Origin of the sequence: Shewanella sp. SM87 (assembly GCF_025653705.1) — a bacterium.
GTDB lineage: Bacteria > Pseudomonadota > Gammaproteobacteria > Enterobacterales > Shewanellaceae > Shewanella > Shewanella oncorhynchi.
The window spans coordinates 103,585-121,200 of record NZ_JAKKSC010000007.1 but is presented as its reverse complement, the minus strand read 5'-3'; the positions used below and the strand labels follow the sequence as shown (position 1 = coordinate 121,200).

The 17,616-nt window shown below is 45.0% G+C and carries 12 protein-coding genes; 10 read left to right on the top strand and 2 right to left on the bottom strand.

Annotation, left to right across the window (positions count from 1 at the left end; translation table 11 throughout):
* Window positions 1-164: 164 nt before the first annotated feature.
* Entirely contained in the window at window positions 165-4,160 is a 3,996-nt protein-coding gene (locus L5M11_RS07695; RefSeq protein ID WP_263191808.1) for a translocation/assembly module TamB domain-containing protein, read from the bottom strand.
* Complete coding sequence (locus L5M11_RS07690; protein ID WP_028760161.1) at window positions 4,157-6,007, bottom strand: autotransporter assembly complex protein TamA; 1,851 nt, start codon at window positions 6,005-6,007, stop codon at window positions 4,157-4,159. The genes L5M11_RS07695 and L5M11_RS07690 overlap by 4 nt, the downstream gene beginning before the upstream one ends.
* Before the next feature lie 120 nt (window positions 6,008-6,127).
* Here L5M11_RS07690 and L5M11_RS07685 point away from each other — a divergent pair, with 120 nt between their 5' ends.
* The 10 genes from L5M11_RS07685 to kdpC all read left to right on the top strand — a co-directional run bounded on the left by L5M11_RS07685 (window position 6,128) and on the right by kdpC (window position 17,593).
* Window positions 6,128-7,159, top strand: coding sequence for an isoaspartyl peptidase/L-asparaginase family protein (locus L5M11_RS07685; RefSeq protein ID WP_263144772.1), 1,032 nt, complete (start codon window positions 6,128-6,130; stop codon window positions 7,157-7,159).
* 389 nt (window positions 7,160-7,548) lie between these two features.
* A complete protein-coding gene (locus tag L5M11_RS07680; protein ID WP_113939536.1) occupies window positions 7,549-8,553 on the top strand; it encodes an isopenicillin N synthase family dioxygenase in 1,005 nt (334 codons plus the stop codon).
* A gap of 18 nt (window positions 8,554-8,571) precedes the next feature.
* Window positions 8,572-9,732: a trans-sulfuration enzyme family protein gene (locus L5M11_RS07675; protein ID WP_263185149.1), complete on the top strand. Its 1,161-nt coding sequence runs from the start codon at window positions 8,572-8,574 to the stop codon at window positions 9,730-9,732.
* 281 nt (window positions 9,733-10,013) lie between these two features.
* Complete coding sequence (locus L5M11_RS23960; RefSeq protein ID WP_411569147.1) at window positions 10,014-10,379, top strand: DUF4118 domain-containing protein; 366 nt, start codon at window positions 10,014-10,016, stop codon at window positions 10,377-10,379.
* Window positions 10,380-10,391: 12 nt separating this feature from the next.
* Complete coding sequence (locus L5M11_RS07670) at window positions 10,392-11,873, top strand: TrkH family potassium uptake protein (protein WP_263185148.1); 1,482 nt, start codon at window positions 10,392-10,394, stop codon at window positions 11,871-11,873.
* A gap of 52 nt (window positions 11,874-11,925) precedes the next feature.
* Entirely contained in the window at window positions 11,926-12,924 is a 999-nt protein-coding gene (locus L5M11_RS07665) for an FAD:protein FMN transferase (RefSeq protein ID WP_263191806.1), read from the top strand.
* 225 nt (window positions 12,925-13,149) lie between these two features.
* Complete coding sequence (locus tag L5M11_RS23955; RefSeq protein ID WP_105252297.1) at window positions 13,150-13,230, top strand: potassium-transporting ATPase subunit F; 81 nt, start codon at window positions 13,150-13,152, stop codon at window positions 13,228-13,230.
* An 8-nt stretch (window positions 13,231-13,238) separates the two neighbouring features.
* Window positions 13,239-14,963, top strand: coding sequence for a potassium-transporting ATPase subunit KdpA (kdpA, locus tag L5M11_RS07660; protein WP_131525162.1), 1,725 nt, complete (start codon window positions 13,239-13,241; stop codon window positions 14,961-14,963).
* Between the two features lie 2 nt (window positions 14,964-14,965).
* Window positions 14,966-16,984, top strand: coding sequence for a potassium-transporting ATPase subunit KdpB (gene kdpB, locus L5M11_RS07655; RefSeq protein WP_131525163.1), 2,019 nt, complete (start codon window positions 14,966-14,968; stop codon window positions 16,982-16,984).
* A gap of 9 nt (window positions 16,985-16,993) precedes the next feature.
* On the top strand, window positions 16,994-17,593 hold the full coding sequence (gene kdpC, locus L5M11_RS07650) for a potassium-transporting ATPase subunit KdpC (RefSeq protein ID WP_263191805.1): 600 nt from the start codon (window positions 16,994-16,996) through the stop codon (window positions 17,591-17,593).
* Window positions 17,594-17,616: the final 23 nt, after the last annotated feature.

The following is a 17,616-nucleotide window of genomic DNA, read 5'->3' as shown; positions in this document are numbered from 1 at the left end:
AAGGGCGCTTTTTTTGTGGCTGATTTTTAGTTGTTTGTATTTATGGGTAGACACTTAGGCTTTACCCAAACAACCTCAACATACTGTAACGCGTATTTTGAGATTGTTTGGCTAGAGTGATTGGATGCTCATTTTTTAGTATCAATATCTTGGTATTCATATGGTTACTTGATATTGAAGTTGTAATAGATATCAAGTGATTGGCCTAAAGTGCCTGACACGGTTTCTAGATAGAGTTGTGAGAGCAAGTAATACCTGACTGTCATTTCGTAACCAGGGTTAAATACACCTACTCCGTATTTCACCATTAAGTTATCGCCGATAAAGCCACTGATCGCCACACGCCCTTCATCATTAGTGTCGAGTTGCACGTTAGAGAAACCAAATTCTTCAATGAGTCCTGTCGCAGTATTCCCTAGGTTGTTAATTGCGCCGCCGCCCACCTGTGAGCCTAAACCGAGTGCCGCGCCCATCATCAGCGAGTTATTTTGCTCATTGTTGGCGCTGTTAAAGCCACTGCCTTTGATAATGTAAGACAAGATTTCGGCTTGCTCTTTGGCTGGATTGGAGAATAAGGTCACCACTGGGCGTGATGGCGTGCCTGTGACGCGTACACCTGCCACTAAGTCTTCAGTCTTAATTTCCCGTATCGCTTCAATATTCAGGTTTGGTAATGACGTTGGCCCCACAAATTGCACTTCACCAGTACGGATTTTTAGGGTTTGGCCCATAAACTTGTAGCTACCTTGATTGACTTTGATATTACCGAAGAGCAAAGGAGGACGGAAAGCTTGCTGCTGTAGCTTTAAGGTCCCTTGGAGTTTACCTTTGAGGCCCATACCATCAATTCTGAGTTCGTTCCCCACACTGATATTCAGATCTGCAACGATGGCGTAGGGGCTAGTTTTAGGCTGAGTGGCGGCAATGGAGTCGTCAAATACCACGTCTTCGGAGGCTGCGACACCGCCTTCCGCTAATGGCACAATTTTAATGTTGCCAGAAGGCACCGCTATTTTTCCTTTTACTGCCAGTTGCTTACTGTTGAAGGTTAAGTTTATATCGGGGGAGACATCGAGAATAGCCAGTGGCGGTTGGATCACGGCGAGCTTATCGCCTTCGAGGGCTAACTCGCCACTAAATTGACCTTGGGGCCATTGCAGTTGACCATTCACTCTGCCTAAACCATTGCCCATCATCCAACGTCCCTTAAGCTGCGCTTGTTGACCCGCAAATGACATCGACATGTCAATTTTGTCGATTAATGTTGGGTTTGCTGTTAGGGCTAAGGCGCCCTCAGTTAAGGCCATGCTCCCCGATACTTCGGGCGCATCTAGACTACCCGCAAAGTTAAGTTGACTCGTCAGCAAACCTTGCACTGTATTTAATTGAGGGAAAAACTCCCCAAGTGGCTGCAAGTTGATTTGCTTGATATTGGCATAACCTGACAGGGTGCGATCGGGTGTGACATTGACGTTAATCTCACTCTGCCAACTGGCCACGCCTTCTGATTCAAAATCTAAAACCGTCGCTAGCCGTTTTGCATCTAAGGTCGCTTTTAATGATAGGTTTTGGTAATTAATGGTGACTTCACGATTTTTATCCCGTTTTAGCATAATGCTGCCGGGAGCAAAATCAAAGTTCACATCGGCAGTAGGCTTACGGCCAGCAGCCCATGCAACATTGGCTAATAGCGATGCAGGGCCGTTCCAACGTATATTCGTTGGTAATATTGGGATAAGTAATTGCCCTGGATTACCTGAGTAGCTCACCTGTGCGCTGCCTTTTTTACCTATTGGTGTATTACTGTTTAGGCAGATACGGCTATTGGGATTCATGAGGCAAAAGGGCGTAATGCTGCCTTGATTCTTGATTTGGTCCCAAGCCAGATTAATGGTGTTATCGAGCTGCCATAGGCCTACGGGCGTGTTGAGATTTAAACGATCAACATCGAGCTGTAGTCGTGACTTCTTCACATCGTATTGGCTGCTCATCGTTGCATCGAGCCCAAGATCGCCCGTGGCGTTGAGAGTGAGTTTTTGAGCGTTAATGGTACCTTTCGCCCCGAGTGTCACTGTATCTAAATTTTGTTCTGCAATCTGCAAGGTTTTTGATTTTAGCGAGATAGCAAACTCATGTTGATCTAGCGGCTTGTAATAGGCCTTTAAATTAGATTCCTGCAGTTTAATGTTTTGATAGTAAAGTTCTGCCAGCTGCGCTGTAAGCTCGACCTGGGGGTGTTTCTCGTCACCAGTGACATTGATCTGCGCCTGTAGTTGGCCGCTGGCCTTAGGTAACCATAGGCCAAAGTCGGGCACTTGTAATTCACCTTGGAGATCCCAATTGGCATTGGCTTCGCCTTTGAGTGCCAGAGTTGAACCTAGTACTTTGGCGTTCAGCCCCTTAGCACTGACATACAGGGAATCATTCACACTGATATCCCCTGTAATATCGAAGGGATAACCTTGCAAAGTGCCAGTGAGCTCAGTATCGCTCAGGGATACTTGCCAACGGGGGTCTGCAAATGAGCCTTTAGTGCGTAATTTTCCTGAAATCAAACTGTCCGGTAAATCCGTTGTACTTTGCGCTGTATCCGTTTGTGGCAGCTGTATTTCTTGTAATTTGATGTCATTGATCCAGAGATTGGCGTTCCAGCTAATGGCTTTTTGATAATCGAGTTCGCCCGTGAGTTTGACCTTACCAATCGCGCCCATTACATCAAGATTATTGATAGTTAACTTAGCATCTTGATGTTGGATGTCAGTGTCTATGTCGAGCACTTTGTGAAAGGGTGTGAGCAGTTGGCCAGTAAGACTCGCCTCTTGCCGATTAAGGTCGCCTTGGCTATCGAGTGTGGCATCGCTTACCGAGTATTCAGGGTTCTTCAGTGGCCACTGAAGCCGTGTCTGTTCAAGTTTCACCTTGTAGGGCAGGTTAGGGTCTTGCAGTGTTATTTGGCCATCTAGTGTAAAGTCTGCATCGCCCTTGGCGACGGCATTCACCTGAAGTTGCCCTAAACTTTGGCTCAGCTTTAACGTTAATACTTGATGAGTGAGATCTGGCAATTCGACTAGTTGGTTAAGGGTGAGATTTGCCTCTAAATCGAGTGGATAATCTTTATCAAGTGTTAGGCTGCCTGTGATATCGACGCTGCCATCGGTGTGGCTGATGGCGAGATGGTCTAAGGCCAATTGGTATTCACGGAAACTGCCTTGTAGTTCTGCATGGCCAAAAGCATCTTTACGATCGCCGATTTGCAGTGTGGTGTTGTCTAACGTTAGGGCATTGACCGTCACAGGGAAAGGCATAAATACTTGTGGCAATTGTGCTAAAGCCCATTCAGCCTCAGCCTCTTTTGTTAGCGACGGACTGGCCGATGGTGTCGGTGTTGTATTCGTAGCAGTGCTGGGATTTGCTGCATTCGTTACCGCTGCCGTGCTAGTTTGTGTTGCTACATCGGTTGATGCAGGGATCAGTATGAATAATCCTTCGCTGGATAGCTGTTTAACCGACAAACCTTCGGTAAACCATTGTGCTTCTGCGTTAAGACGATTAGCGGTAAATTGCATATCATCCACTTGGATATTAACGCCATTGAGTTCAGCAGAATCTAAAACAATATCAAAGGGTAATAGGAGCTCGCTGGATTCTTCATCAAGTGGCGCGACTGGTGCTTCGTTTGAGTCTGCAGAAAGCGCTAGGGTATCAATAGTGACATCGACTTTAGCCGCAGATAAGCTATTCACACATAAGCGTTTTTGCAGTAAACAGGCGGGCTGCCACAGTAAATGCAGATCCTCAAGTTGCACGTTTATTCCGGCCATAGACCAAGCCGCGTGTGATAGGGCTAAGTCTTTGTTAATGGAACCAGAGGTATAAGTCAGTTCAAGATCGGGTACAAATTGATCGGCTAAACCCACGGTAATGCGCGAGCCAAATTCAGTGCCGAGTAATAGGGCGATTAACACTAAAAGCCCTAATGGCACATAGATAATAATCCGAGTCCAGAGTTTGAACTGCCGCCACAGTCTTTGAATGAATGACACCGATGGGGTGACAGAGGTCACTATGGTTTCAGTGGCTTCGGGTTCATTGGCTTCAATGATGGGATTATCAACGATATCTTGTTCGCTTGGCTTATTATGCTCTGGGGGCTGACTCATAGATCTGTCCCCATGGTTAGGTGAATTCGCCATGATCTTTCAATGGTCTCAGTTTCTTTCAATCCGACCCCTAAATCTAATTTGATTGGACCAATCGGGGAGATCCAATGGATACCGCCACCGACAGAGACGACAGGTTCAAATTGATTATTATCGAAGGCGTTACCCGCATCGATAAATGTGCCGACCCGCCAAGTGGGGGTCACATAATATTGATATTCCAAACTACCAACCATTAAATAGCGGCCACCGATAACCTCGCGATTGGTTTTTCCATCGTCAGCAACATAGTCTAAATAGGGGCCGAGTTCTTGATAACCATAGCCGCGCACACTCTGATCGCCACCGGCAAAATAGCGTAGTGATGGTGGGATAGAGGCAAGATCATTCTCGTTAGCTAAGTTGGCAGCTAAATCAATACGAGCGACGATTCTGTGGTTATCGAAGAAGGTATCAATCCATTTAAATTTAGCTTGCAAGCGGGCTAGGCGGGTTTCTGATCCTAAATAGGGATCGGCATAGTCTAGGCTGTAAATTTGTCTAAACCCGGATTTAGGATCCAGTGAGTTATCACCCCGGCTAGTCCGAGAAAAGTTAATTCCTGCCAGATAAAACGACGGCATATAATCGACGTCAGACTGAGTATATTCTTCGCGTATGGCCTCCAACGAATAACTCATTAGCCATTGATTTTCTAGTCTTTGCTGACGTAATAGTCCCAGAAGGTACTTAGTCGACTCGAGCTGGCCTGTGTTACTAAAATCACGATTCTCGGCATCATATACCTGAGTCACACCGTATTTGTCCCGCAGCAAACCGAGGCGGATCTTCAATTGATCGTCTAAGGGATGCGTGAGCGGAATCGTATAAGTGGTTAATAACTTTGGTCTATCGGGCGACCATTCGAGACTGGTTTCTTGGGAATGCCCGTATTTATTGATTTGTGGTGTACGCCAAGTCACGCGCACCCTCGGATCAAAGGCTTGATCTGTTTTGCCAATATCACCACCAAAACCGAGTTCAATTGCGTGACTTGCCTTAGGTGTTAATTCGACTCGCATTGGAATATGGTTATCTTCGACGTTATCGATTTGCGGGATCACTTTGATATTGGCGAAATAACCAGTATCTAATAACTGACGATTCAAGGCGCTTACACGGCGAGTTGAGTATGAAGCACCTTCTTTAAAGGGGATAAGATCCTCTAATATATCGGGTTCTAAGTTATGGCCATCGAAACTGACTTGGCCAAATCGGTAACGTTTGCCTGAATCAAAATGCAAACTTACCTGTGCGGTATTAATATCGCGGTTAACTTTAATTTGTGATTCAGTAAATTCGCCATCGAAGTAACCTCGTGCCAAGGCTAAGGTGACCAGTTGCGATTTTACGTCGCTGTAAACACCGTGATTTAACACATCGCCGGGTTTAATGTTGACCTTTGCGAGCCATTGATCGAAGGCTCGGTCATCAAGCATTTCACCACTAAAATTAATATCGACCCACTGAACAATGGTTGGCTCGCCGGGGCTGATTTCAAGTTTTAATTCCCACGGTCCCTTGTCATGCTCAATCAGCTTTTCTTCTACTTCACCGTGATAGTAGCCCATGGATTCTAAGGCGGTGCTGATATTGTCATCGACATTAAACAAAAAGGCACGGCGCTGCACCTCAGATTCAGGTAAAGCGCCTAAGTGAGCAACTATGTTGCTTCGAAGCGCTTCATTCACGCCTGTAACAGATAATTTGATAAAATCATCTGCTGCCGCGACTGATGTGACTGAAATCAGACTCAGAAACAAGCAAAGACGAATGTAATGTGAGGTGATTTGCAAAAATGGCTGCACTTTATAGTCCCTGTGATTTGGCATCATTGTCGCCAGAATAAAACCAACAGGCAAGGAGATGATTGAAATTACACGATGAAATGGTTACAAAGGACGCTACTTTTTAAGGGGATGTAAAGAATGAAAACAAAATTAGCCACCTTTAGTTTAATTATTTCGGGCCTACTTTTTATGTCACATAACACCTTTGCCAATGATAAACCGTTCGCCATTGCGATCCATGGCGGTGCGGGGACGATTTCTAAAGCTAATCTCACCCCTGAACAACGCCAAGCCTACAAAGATAAGTTAAAGGAAGCGGTCGATAAAGGCTCAAAAGTCTTAGAGGAGGGCGGTGACAGCTTAGTGGCAGTACAAACCGCAATTAATATCCTTGAAAATAGTGCTCTGTTTAATGCTGGTATAGGCGCGGTTTATACCTATGACGGCGGACATGAATTAGATGCCTCTATTATGGATGGCAAAACCATGAATGCCGGTGCTGTTGCTGGAGTGCGTCATATTGCCAATCCAATTGACTTAGCCTTGGCCGTGATGAATAAATCTGAGCACGTGATGCTCTCGGGGGCAGGAGCAGAAGAATTTGCCCTGACTCAAGGCTTTACTTTAGTGCCAAATCATCATTTTGATACTGACGAGCGTTATCAGCAATTACTCGATGCACGGCAAAAACTGCAAGTTGCGGCTAAATCTGAACAAGTTGCTAATGTTGAGATGAAGGACCTCGATTACAAATTTGGTACCGTTGGTGCTGTCGCCTTAGATAAAAAGGGTAACTTAGCTGCAGGTACATCGACCGGTGGTATGACGGCAAAACGCTTTGGTCGTATCGGTGACTCTCCTGTCATCGGTGCTGGCACTTATGCTGAAAACGGTGTTTGTGCCGTATCGGCAACGGGTCATGGTGAATTCTTTATCCGTTACCTCGTCGCGGGGGATATTTGTGCCAAGGTGAAATATCAGCAAAAATCTATCATTCAGGCAGCAGATGAAGTTATTAATCAACGTCTTATCACTGCTGGCGGTTCGGGTGGTGTGATTGCAGTCGATCAGCGTGGCAATATTGCTACGCCATTTAATACCGAAGGTATGTACCGCGCCACCCGTAGTAATGGTGAGCCAGCCCAAGTGCTAATTTGGCATGATCAATAATGTCATTTGTAGAAGCATCTAGGTTTATAACTAACATGACTTAGAAACGTTAAAACTTCGAAACCTTAAAAAGCGAGTGCCGCAAAAGTGGACTCGCTTTTATTTTTATATCCTATATTGTACTAATATATTGAAAAATAACCAGATAAAGATCATTAAGCAGTATGGCTTATGATGTTTATCTGAGTGGTGCGGTTTGAGTTGGCCTAATAATTACCGCTGTTTAACCTTTAAAATTCAAATCTAGCAGTATAGAAGCCTAGATGTATATATATATCTAAACGATCTATTATTACTGTTTAATATATCAAATAGTTATTAATTCATTATCCATCGACCCATAAAGGCATAGAATCCGGCTCAGACAATGCATTAAATGGGAGTCATTGATGGAACAATTACCGATATTGAATTTAAGTGATTGGCATGCCGGTGGACAACGTCGTAACGCTTTTATTACTAAGCTTGCCGATGCTGCCAGAAGAATAGGGTTTTTCTATCTCACAGGCCACGGCATTGAGCTTGCTAGACAGCAGCAAGTACTTCAGTTAGCGGCAGATTTCTTTGCGCTGCCCGTCGTAGATAAACTTGCGGTGAAAATGGCTAATACACCGCATTTTCGCGGTTATACCCGTTTGCAAGGTGAATTGACCTTAGGGAAACCGGACTTGCGGGAACAGTTTGATATCATGCAAGAAGAAGTGGCTAACCCTCAGCAGTCTGATGTGCCTATATGGTGGCAGCTACAGGGGCCTAATCAATGGCCGTCACAATTACCACAGATGAAATCGACTTTATTGGCATGGCAACAGGATTTAGCCGATACCAGTGTCACCCTATTGAGGGCTTTAGCTGTTGCGCTGGAGCAGCCAGAAAGCGCCTTTGATGCAACGATTGAAGCGGGTCCATATCAGCATATGAAGCTTATTCGCTATCCCAGCGCGGATGGACAGACTTCAGGCCAAGGCGTAGGGGCACACAAAGATCCTGGCTATTTGACCTTAGTGCTGCAAGATAAGCAATCCGGTTTAGAGGTTCAGACTGACAACGGTTGGTTAAGCATACCGCCATTAGAAGATGCCTTTGTGGTGAATATAGGTGAATTACTTGAGTTGGCTTCTAATGGATATTTAAAGGCAACCAACCATAGGGTGACAAGCCCGCCTGCTGGGGTCGAGCGCTATTCGTGCGCCTTTTTTATGGCGGCGCAGTTGAATGCGACAGTCCCTTTGTTGCCTTTGCCAAAGCATCTGGCGAACCAAGCTCAAGGACCGGCAAGCGATCCATTAAATCCACTTTTCCACCAAGTGGGCCAGAACGTATTAAAAGGGCGTTTACGCTCTCATCCCGACGTTGCTCAAGCGCATTACGCTTCATTCGCTCATGCCATTTAATGGTTATTAGGATCTATTATGCAATTTAAAACTAAATTACTTCACACCCATTATGCCGCTGATAACTCGACGGGCGCTCTTACAACTCCTATCTATCAAAGTAGCACCTTCGCCTACGGTAGTGCCGAGGATGGTCGAGCCCGTTTTGCAGGTGAGCAACCGGGCTTTATCTACAGTCGCATGGCGAATCCGACAGTGCAGGCGCTTGAATATCAATTAGCACAACTGGAAGGGGCTGATGAAGCACTCGTTGTTGCGAGTGGGATGGCGGCAATCAGTAGTATTTTCTATGCCTTAGCCAGTCAAGGTGATGAAATCGCATTTATCGACCCCGTATACGGTGGCACTGCGGCATTTTTAATCCAAACGTTAACCCGCGCGGGTATTACTGTGCGCCGTTATCAAGACGATGATCATTTATTGGCAGAGATTACCGCCGAAACAAAAATTATTTTATTTGAGCCCATCACCAATCCGACCTTAAAAGTCAGTGACTACCGTAAGGTTAAGCTTGCCGCCGAAAAAGTGGGCGCTATAACCATTTGTGATAATACGTTTTTAACCCCGTATTTATTCAAACCGCTGGAACATGGCATTGATATTGTGATGCACAGTGCCACTAAGTATTTAAGTGGCCATGGCGATTTAATCGCAGGTGTTGTCGCTGGACCTAAGGCATTAATGCAACCTATTCGCACTATAGCGCTTAAACATATCGGCGCTGCGATTGGGCCACAGGAAGCCTATTTATTACAGCGAGGCTTACGTACCTTAGCACTTAGAATGGATGCTCATCTTGCGGGCGCGGCTAAGGTCGCCGCTTTTCTTGCAACCCATCCGAGCGTTGCAAAAGTTTATTACCCAGGGCTAGCAGATGATCAAGGTCATCAAGTTCTGAGTGAAACCATCAACGCCTTTGGCGGTATGGTGAGTATTGAGCTCAAAGGGGGTTTTAATCGAGCTGCGCAGTTTTTAGATCATTTGAACTTGTTTACTCAAGCGGTCAGTTTAGGCGACTTAGAGAGCCTTGCCTGCCATCCCGCTAGTACCACTCATGCCGCTATGGATGCCACGAGTCGGCTAGCTTCAGGGGTGAATGACAACCTGATTAGATTGAGCATTGGCGTCGAAGATCCTCAAGATTTGATTGCCGATCTTGAGCAAGCCTTAGCCATTTAAGCATATTGATACTAACCATCCCCAGTTAAATTGATTGGGGATTTCAAAAATATAATGTTATTCATTTCGTCTATCTAAAGTTAATTTCCGTATTTTTTTACGTTTTTTTTACGCGTCAGAATTGTTTTCGTCTGTTAAAGTGAAAATCTGTATGACATAACGACTTACATTTTGATGGACAAACTAAGTGTTTTTAAACTCTCTGTTAGGTTGAGCTTTATTTCTGAGTGTCTACTCGCTATTTGCTTATATCTACCATCTTGGAGGGTGTCATCTAAAGCATTCTTATTGTACTCCAACTCGTTGTCGTTATGATTACACTTCAATGTTGTTTTCAATATGCGTATATGGCTGCATCTTTTGAAGCTATTCGTGTTCATTTTTTATTTAACACTCCTTGTTATTCCCTCCCAATGATAGATGTGGCTGTTCTTATTAATCTAATCGCTTTTATTGTCATAGCCATTGTCGTGACGATAAGTCTACTTGCAGCCCACCTTAAACGACAACAAAGAGTATTCGGGGAAGCTCTATTTCCTAACCTAACTCTGTTATCGATTGCATATAATTTTAGAACAGGACGTGAGCGCTTGCATTTTATGATACCTAATAAATTATTCATTAAGTCTTTCACGATAAATATCTAAAGGTGAGTTAGAATGATTGCAGTCAGTGGAATACAGAAATCTAGCTCTCGATTTCATACCATAATTCATCTATGTAGCTTTTTGATTGTCATATATAGCTTCACCATGTTGATGCCTATCGCTGTTGCATTATTTTATAAAGATGGATATATCACTCCATTTTTAATCACATTCCTCCTTTCCCTTTTTATTGGTGTGGTCGGTTGGAGGATGACAAGTGAGGAAAATAAAAATCTGCAAAAACGTGATGGCTTCATGGTCGCTTGTTTATTTTGGCTGATATTTTCCTTAATGAGTGCATTACCTTTTCTTCTTGATAGACGATTGGACTTGAGTTTAACCGATGCCATGTTTGAAGGTGTGTCTGGCATTACGACGACTGGAGCCTCGATTTTTTCAGATATTGATCAACTACCCAAATCGATTTTATTTTATCGAGCACAGCTTAATTTCCTCGGTGGGTTAGGGATAATTGTTTTGGCCGTTGCAATTATGCCATTTCTTGGTATTGGTGGCGCAAAATTATATCAGTCTGAGATGCCAGGTCCCATGAAAGAGGAAAAGATGACGCCCCGCCTTGCGGATACGGCTCGAAATTTATGGGGGCTTTATAGCGTACTTGCCTTAGGTTGTGCAGTTGCTTATAAACTTGCAGGAATGAATTGGTTTAATGCCATATGTCATAGTCTATCTACCGTTTCATTGGGTGGATTTTCCACACATAGTGACAGCTTAGGATATTATAACAGTGCTGCAATTGAGCTTGTGGGTGGTGTGTTTTCAATACTTGCAGCAATCAATTTCGCCTTATACTACATAGTGTTAGTTCGGCGAAGCTTCAAGCCTATTTGGTATAATGCGGAGGTTCGATTTTTTATTCTCATATTATCTATCGTTGTTGGGATCGCTTGTTTAGAGCTGAATCGTACTCAAACTTTTGATATTAAAGATTCATTGGTACATGGATTTTTTCAAACAGTTTCAGTTATGACGGACAATGGATTAGGCTCTGCAGGTTATCCTAATTGGCCCAGTCATATTGTGCTTTTATTATTAGGCGCGAGCTTTTTTGGTGGATGCTTTGGTTCTACTTGTGGCGGTATTAAAGCTGTCAGATTTTTACTTTTGTACCGTCAAGGGATCCGAGAAATTCATCAATTGGTTCATCCTAATGCCATTTTAACGACAAAGATCAGTGGCCAAGTTGTTTCAGACAGAGTCATTCGTTCAGTATGGGGATTATTTTTCCTGTACATATTTTTTACTTGCGTTTTTGTATGGGGATTGGTCGCCATTGGACATGATTTTGCCACCGCCTTTGGAACCGTCGCCGCGTGCATTAATAATATGGGGATTGGTTATGGTGACACTGCATCTGGATTTGGCACGTTAAAAGATGCGGCTAAATGGCTGATGTGTGTCGCTATGCTTTTTGGGCGATTAGAAATATTTCCTGTACTCATTATTTTCTCACGGGCATTCTGGCGATTTTAATTTTAAGTGTATTTTATGGTTAATTTGTCGAATTGACTGGGAGGGTCAGTAAATGAAATGGTTATTAACATGTATATTACTCATTATGCTAGTAGGGTGCCAGAAATCGCCAGTTTATACCAAGTTAGAAGGCCTTGCGCAGGGAACGAGTTGGCATGTGACATTTTGGAGTAAAGACAAGTTAAATAGTACAGAGATAAATCGCGAGATTGAACGGCAATTGGCAGAAATAGATCTTCATATGTCTACTTATCGTTCAGATTCGGTGATTTCTCGTTTTAACAGTATGCACTTAGCTATGGCGGTCGGGGATGATATTTTAGGGCTCATAGGGATAGCCAAGGAGGTCACTTCAAAAACGGAGGGTTGTTATGATTTGACCATTAAACCATTATTCGATTTGTGGGGATTTACCCATAATCAATTAACTATTCCTACAGAAAGTGCACTTCAACAGACATTAACCAATGTTGGCTTACATCATTTAAGTATTGATAATCAAATGTTAACTAAAGATTTGCCAGAGGTACATCTTGATTTATCTTCGATTGGACAGGGATATAGCGTAGGCAAAGTTGCAGATGTGCTAAAGCGATACAATATCGATAATTATTTGGTAGAGATTGGCGGCGAAATGGTCGTACACGGCAGTAAGCTCGACGGTTCTGCTTGGAAAATCGCGATTGAAAAACCGCTGCCCGAACAGCGAACAATGCAAAAGGTTCTGCTTATTGATTTCCCTCAAGCGATCATGACATCGGGTACATATCGTCATTATTTTGATCATTTAGGGCAGCGTTATTCACATATTATTGATGCGCGAACCGGTAAACCCGTAACCCATAACACAGTATCTGTAACTGTATTGGCAACGGATCCGGCTAGAGCAGATGCTTGGTCTACAGCGCTATTATGTTTAGGAAGTCAAGAAGGATTAGTCGTCGCTAATCAGAATGATATAAAAGCATTATTTATTGATGACAATAAAGGTGTACTTAAAGAAATTAAGACTGATAGCTATAATAAAATGAAAAATATAGAGCTTAATTAATCTACAATATCATCGCTTGGTCATGTGTTAATGCCAGTTAGTATTTCTAGCTGGCATTTTTATTTTACTTTTATAGCTAATGCCATTGTTTATTGTGGCCTTATTTACCACTGATTATGATGACTTTTACGTATTCTTTACGGGATTAGTCATTTGAACTCTAGAGACTTTACGCGGTTAATTCATATATTTGTTCTGTTACTCACTTTCTTAAGGACAAATTATATGGACTGGATATTTCTAATACTTTCCATAGCACTTTTCATCTACTTAGCAGTGGCAATGTTTGCCCCTAATAAGTTTTAGGAGTCGTTATGTTTGAAATTACCCTTATTTTTACTACTGCGCTTGGGCTCGCATGGCTGTTGGGATCCTATATGACAGGAGTTTTCTCTGGTCAGTCCCATTTTTCAGATCGTTTATTTAATCCCATTGAAAAGTGGATTTATCGGGCTATAGGCGTAAATGCCCATTCGGGGATGACATGGAAATCCTATGGTGCGGCGTTTCTTATCAGCAACTTGGTACTTGGCATTTTGGCGTTTCTTATCCTTAAATTCCAACATGTGTTACCGCTTAACCCCGATGGCATAGGACCATTATCTTGGGATCTGGCGTTGCACACTGCGGTGTCATTCCTCACCAATACCAATCAACAGCATTATTCCGGGCAGGCTCAGCTCAGTTATCTATCCCAAGGATTTGTCATTGTCACGCTGCAATTTGTCACTCCAGCCATGGCGCTGGCTGTTTGTGTGGCGATTTTGCGGGGAATGTTAGGCGGGTTGAATAATGACAGCGCCAAAGAAGGCGAGGCTCGAAATCTGGGTAACTATTATGTTGACCTAGTGCGCGGTGTACTCAGACTTATGCTGCCATTAGCGGCTATTGTGGCGCTGTTACTGACTTGGCAAGGCGTACCGAGTAGTTTTGATGGTGCGCAAAAAGTGAATACCTTAGATTCTGCATCACCTATCACTGAGCAGGTCGTTCCGATTGGCCCCGTTGCATCTATGGTGGCCATTAAGCAGTTAGGTACTAATGGCGGGGGCTGGTATGGCCCCAACAGTAGTAACCCGCTTGAAAACCCAACGCCAGTCAGTAATGCAATCGAGACCATTGCCTTAGTGCTGATCCCTATGGCCGTCGTCTTTATGGCTGGCGGAATGCTAAGACGCAAAAAATTTACCTTGATGGCTCTGGTTGCTATGGGTTTATTGAGCGTCAGTTTTCTTGGGGCAACTGTGTACAGCGAGTTGCAACCCAACGCCGCCTTTGCGGGATTAAGCGCCCAAGGGCCTAATATGGAGGGTAAAGAAGTTCGCTTTGGACCTGAGCTATCGGCGCTATGGGCTTCTTTTACCACACAAACCTCTAACGGTTCGGTCAATGCCATGCACGATTCCTTCAATCCAATAGGGGGATTGATGACGCGATCAGGCATGCTACTCAATGCGATATGGGGCGGTATTGGCTGCGGTTTTGTTAACTTTATCGTTTATGTGTGGATTGCTGTGTTCTTATCGGGATTGATGATTGGCCGTACGCCAGAGATATTTGGTCGTAAGCTCGAAACTCGTGAAATCACCCTTTTGGGAAGTCTATTAGTTTTACCTACCTTGTGCGTCTTAGGTTTGACGGCGATCACTGTGGCTATCCCGAGTATTACGGGCAACAGCAACCCCGGCTTTCATGGAATTTCGCAAGTCTTTTACGAATATACCTCCGCTTTTGCTAATAACGGTTCGGGTTTTGAAGGCTTAGGTGATAACACGCCTTGGTGGAATATCAGTTGCGTTATCGCCTTACTGCTTGGTCGATATCTGCCGCTGTTTTTACCGCTGGCGATTGCGGGGATGATGTCGAGTAAAAGAGTGAGCCCTGACAGTAACGCGAGCTTGAAGCTCGAGAGTCCCACCTTTTGTTTCACCCTTATTGCTGTGATTTTAATCATTAACTTCTTGTCTTTCTTACCTGCGGCGGTATTAGGGCCTATTGGCGAAGCTTTAGAACTTGCCACTATGAGTCTGGAGAAATAGTCATGCATAAACCTGCTCAAATATTAGATAGCGCCGGCGTGAAGCAAGCTGCCTTCGGTGCTGTAAAGAAAATGTCCTTAGTGAGTATGGCTGGTAACCCTGTGATGTTCGTGGTGATGGTCGGCGCTTTACTCGCCGCTTTGATCACAGGACAAAAGTTCTTCAATGGCGAGACTGTTGGTTTTGAGTTAGCCACGACCCTTATTCTTTTGCTTACCGTGTGGTTTTCTAACTTTGCGGAATCCGTGGCAGAGGCAAGGGGTCGTGGACAAGCGGCTAGCTTAAAGTCGGCGAAAGAGGCCTTGCAGGCTCGGCGCATACGCCACGGTGAGTTGGAATCAGTATCCGCAACTTTGCTTGTCAAAGGCGATAAGGTGAAGGTTTTACAGGGTGATTATATTCCTGCCGATGGTGAAATCATCGAAGGGATAGCCACTATCAATGAATCGGCGATTACCGGTGAATCTGCGGCAGTGCTGCGTGAAGCAGGCACAGATCATTCCGGTGTGATTGGCGGCACTAAGGTACTTACGGGTGAAATTACCGTGCTGGTTGCCAACGATCCTGGGAATAGCTTTTTAGATCGCATGATAGGGCTGGTCGAAGGGGCGAAGCGTCAGAAAACACCGAACGAAACGGCGTTGACTGTGCTACTTGCATCATTGACTGCGGTTTTCCTCATCGTGGTGGTGACTTTGCCACCCATGGCGGGTTTCGTCGGTGCAAGCCTTGATTACACTATGTTAATTGCGCTGTTAGTGTGTTTGATCCCAACGACGATTGGTGGCCTGTTACCTGCCATTGGTATTGCAGGCATGAACCGCGCCTTAGCCGCCAATGTGGTCGCTAAATCGGGTAAAGCCGTGGAAGTTGCGGGGGATATCGATACGTTACTGCTGGATAAAACTGGCACTATCACTTTCGGTGATCGTCAAGCGACCGCATTTTTACCCGTGAAAGGCATTGCAGCTGAGATGTTGCGTGATGCGGCGGTACTGTCTTCTCTCGATGACCCCACCCCAGAAGGGAAATCTGTACTCAAATTGGCCATAGATTTGGGCGCGGTATTGCCCGTCAAACCTACGGATGCGACTTTTATCCCATTTACACCGGAGACTCGGGTTTCTGGGGTCATTTTAACCGATGGTATTCAAGGCATTAAAGGTGCTGGTGATGCGATGCAGTTTTGGGCGCAGCAGCATCAAATTCACTGGCCTGAATCTGTTAACGCGCTTATCCGTAAAGTGGCTTTGCAGGGGGGGACTCCCTTAGTCGTCGCCAGTGGCACGCACATTTTAGGGGTTATAGCCTTAAGTGACGTGATTAAGCCAGGCGTTGCGGAGCGGTTTGCCCGTTTAAGAGCGCTCGGTGTGCGGACCATCATGGTGACAGGGGATAATCCGTTAACGGCTGGCGTGATTGCCGCCGAAGCTGGGGTCGATGATTTTGTCGCTGAAGCTAAACCTGAGGATAAACTTGCCCTTATTCGCGCAGAGCAGGCCAAAGGTCGATTAGTGGCTATGGTGGGGGATGGTACTAACGATGCGCCGGCATTAGCGCAGGCCGATGTAGGTCTTGCGATGAACTCAGGTACCCAAGCCGCTAAAGAAGCTGGCAATATGGTGGACTTGGATTCTGATCCCACTAAATTACTGGCTATCGTTGAAGTCGGAAAACAATTGCTGATCACCCGCGGCGCCTTGACTACATTTTCTCTCTCTAATGATGTGGCTAAGTATTTTGCCATTATTCCAGCGGTATTTGCGGGGGCTTTGCCTGCGATTGGTGCACTGGATTTGATGCAGCTTCACAGCCCAACCTCAGCCGTACTTGCAGCGCTCGTATTTAACGCTCTTATCATTCCCGCCTTAATTCCATTGGCATTAAAAGGCATCAAGCTCAGACCCATAAGTGCCGAAAAATTACTGCGAAATAACATGCTGATTTATGGCTTAGGTGGGGTGATTTTACCCTTTGTCGGCATTAAAGCGCTCGACTCAATCATTGCACTTATGCTCTAGGAGACAGTAATGAATTCAATCGTATATACCACTAAAACCCAGCATGCCGTTATGGGATTGAGAGCCAGTCTCGCCCTGTTATTTGTGTGTGGCGTTGTCTATACCGGCACTGTGACTCAGCTCGGTGGCGCTTTATTTCCCGTACAAGCTAAGGGCAGTGTGATCCACAGGGATAATGTCGCTATGGGTTCTGAGTTCATCGCTCAGCCCTTTGTTAATCCGGCCTATTTTTTTAGTCGGCCGAGCGCTGTCGGTTACGATCCTATGGCGACAGGTGGTAGTAACCTTGCGCCGAGTAACCCGGCGTTACGTGAACGTGTGATGGCAACGAGCCAAGAAATCCAAGCCAGAGAATCCGTTCAGGCCGCTGATATCCCTGTGGATTTACTCGCCACATCGGGCGCGGGACTGGATCCCCATATTTCACCCGCAGCGGCCAAACTGCAAGTTGCGCGCGTGGCTCAGGCTCGACAGTTAGCCGAACCACAAGTGTTGACCTTAGTGGCGCAATTTATCGAACCACCGCAGTGGGGCATTTTTAGGCAAGCGCGCGTCAATGTACTCAAGCTCAACCTCGCTCTCGACCAGATTGCTAAACACGCTCAATAAAACAATATTCTACTGAATTTAAG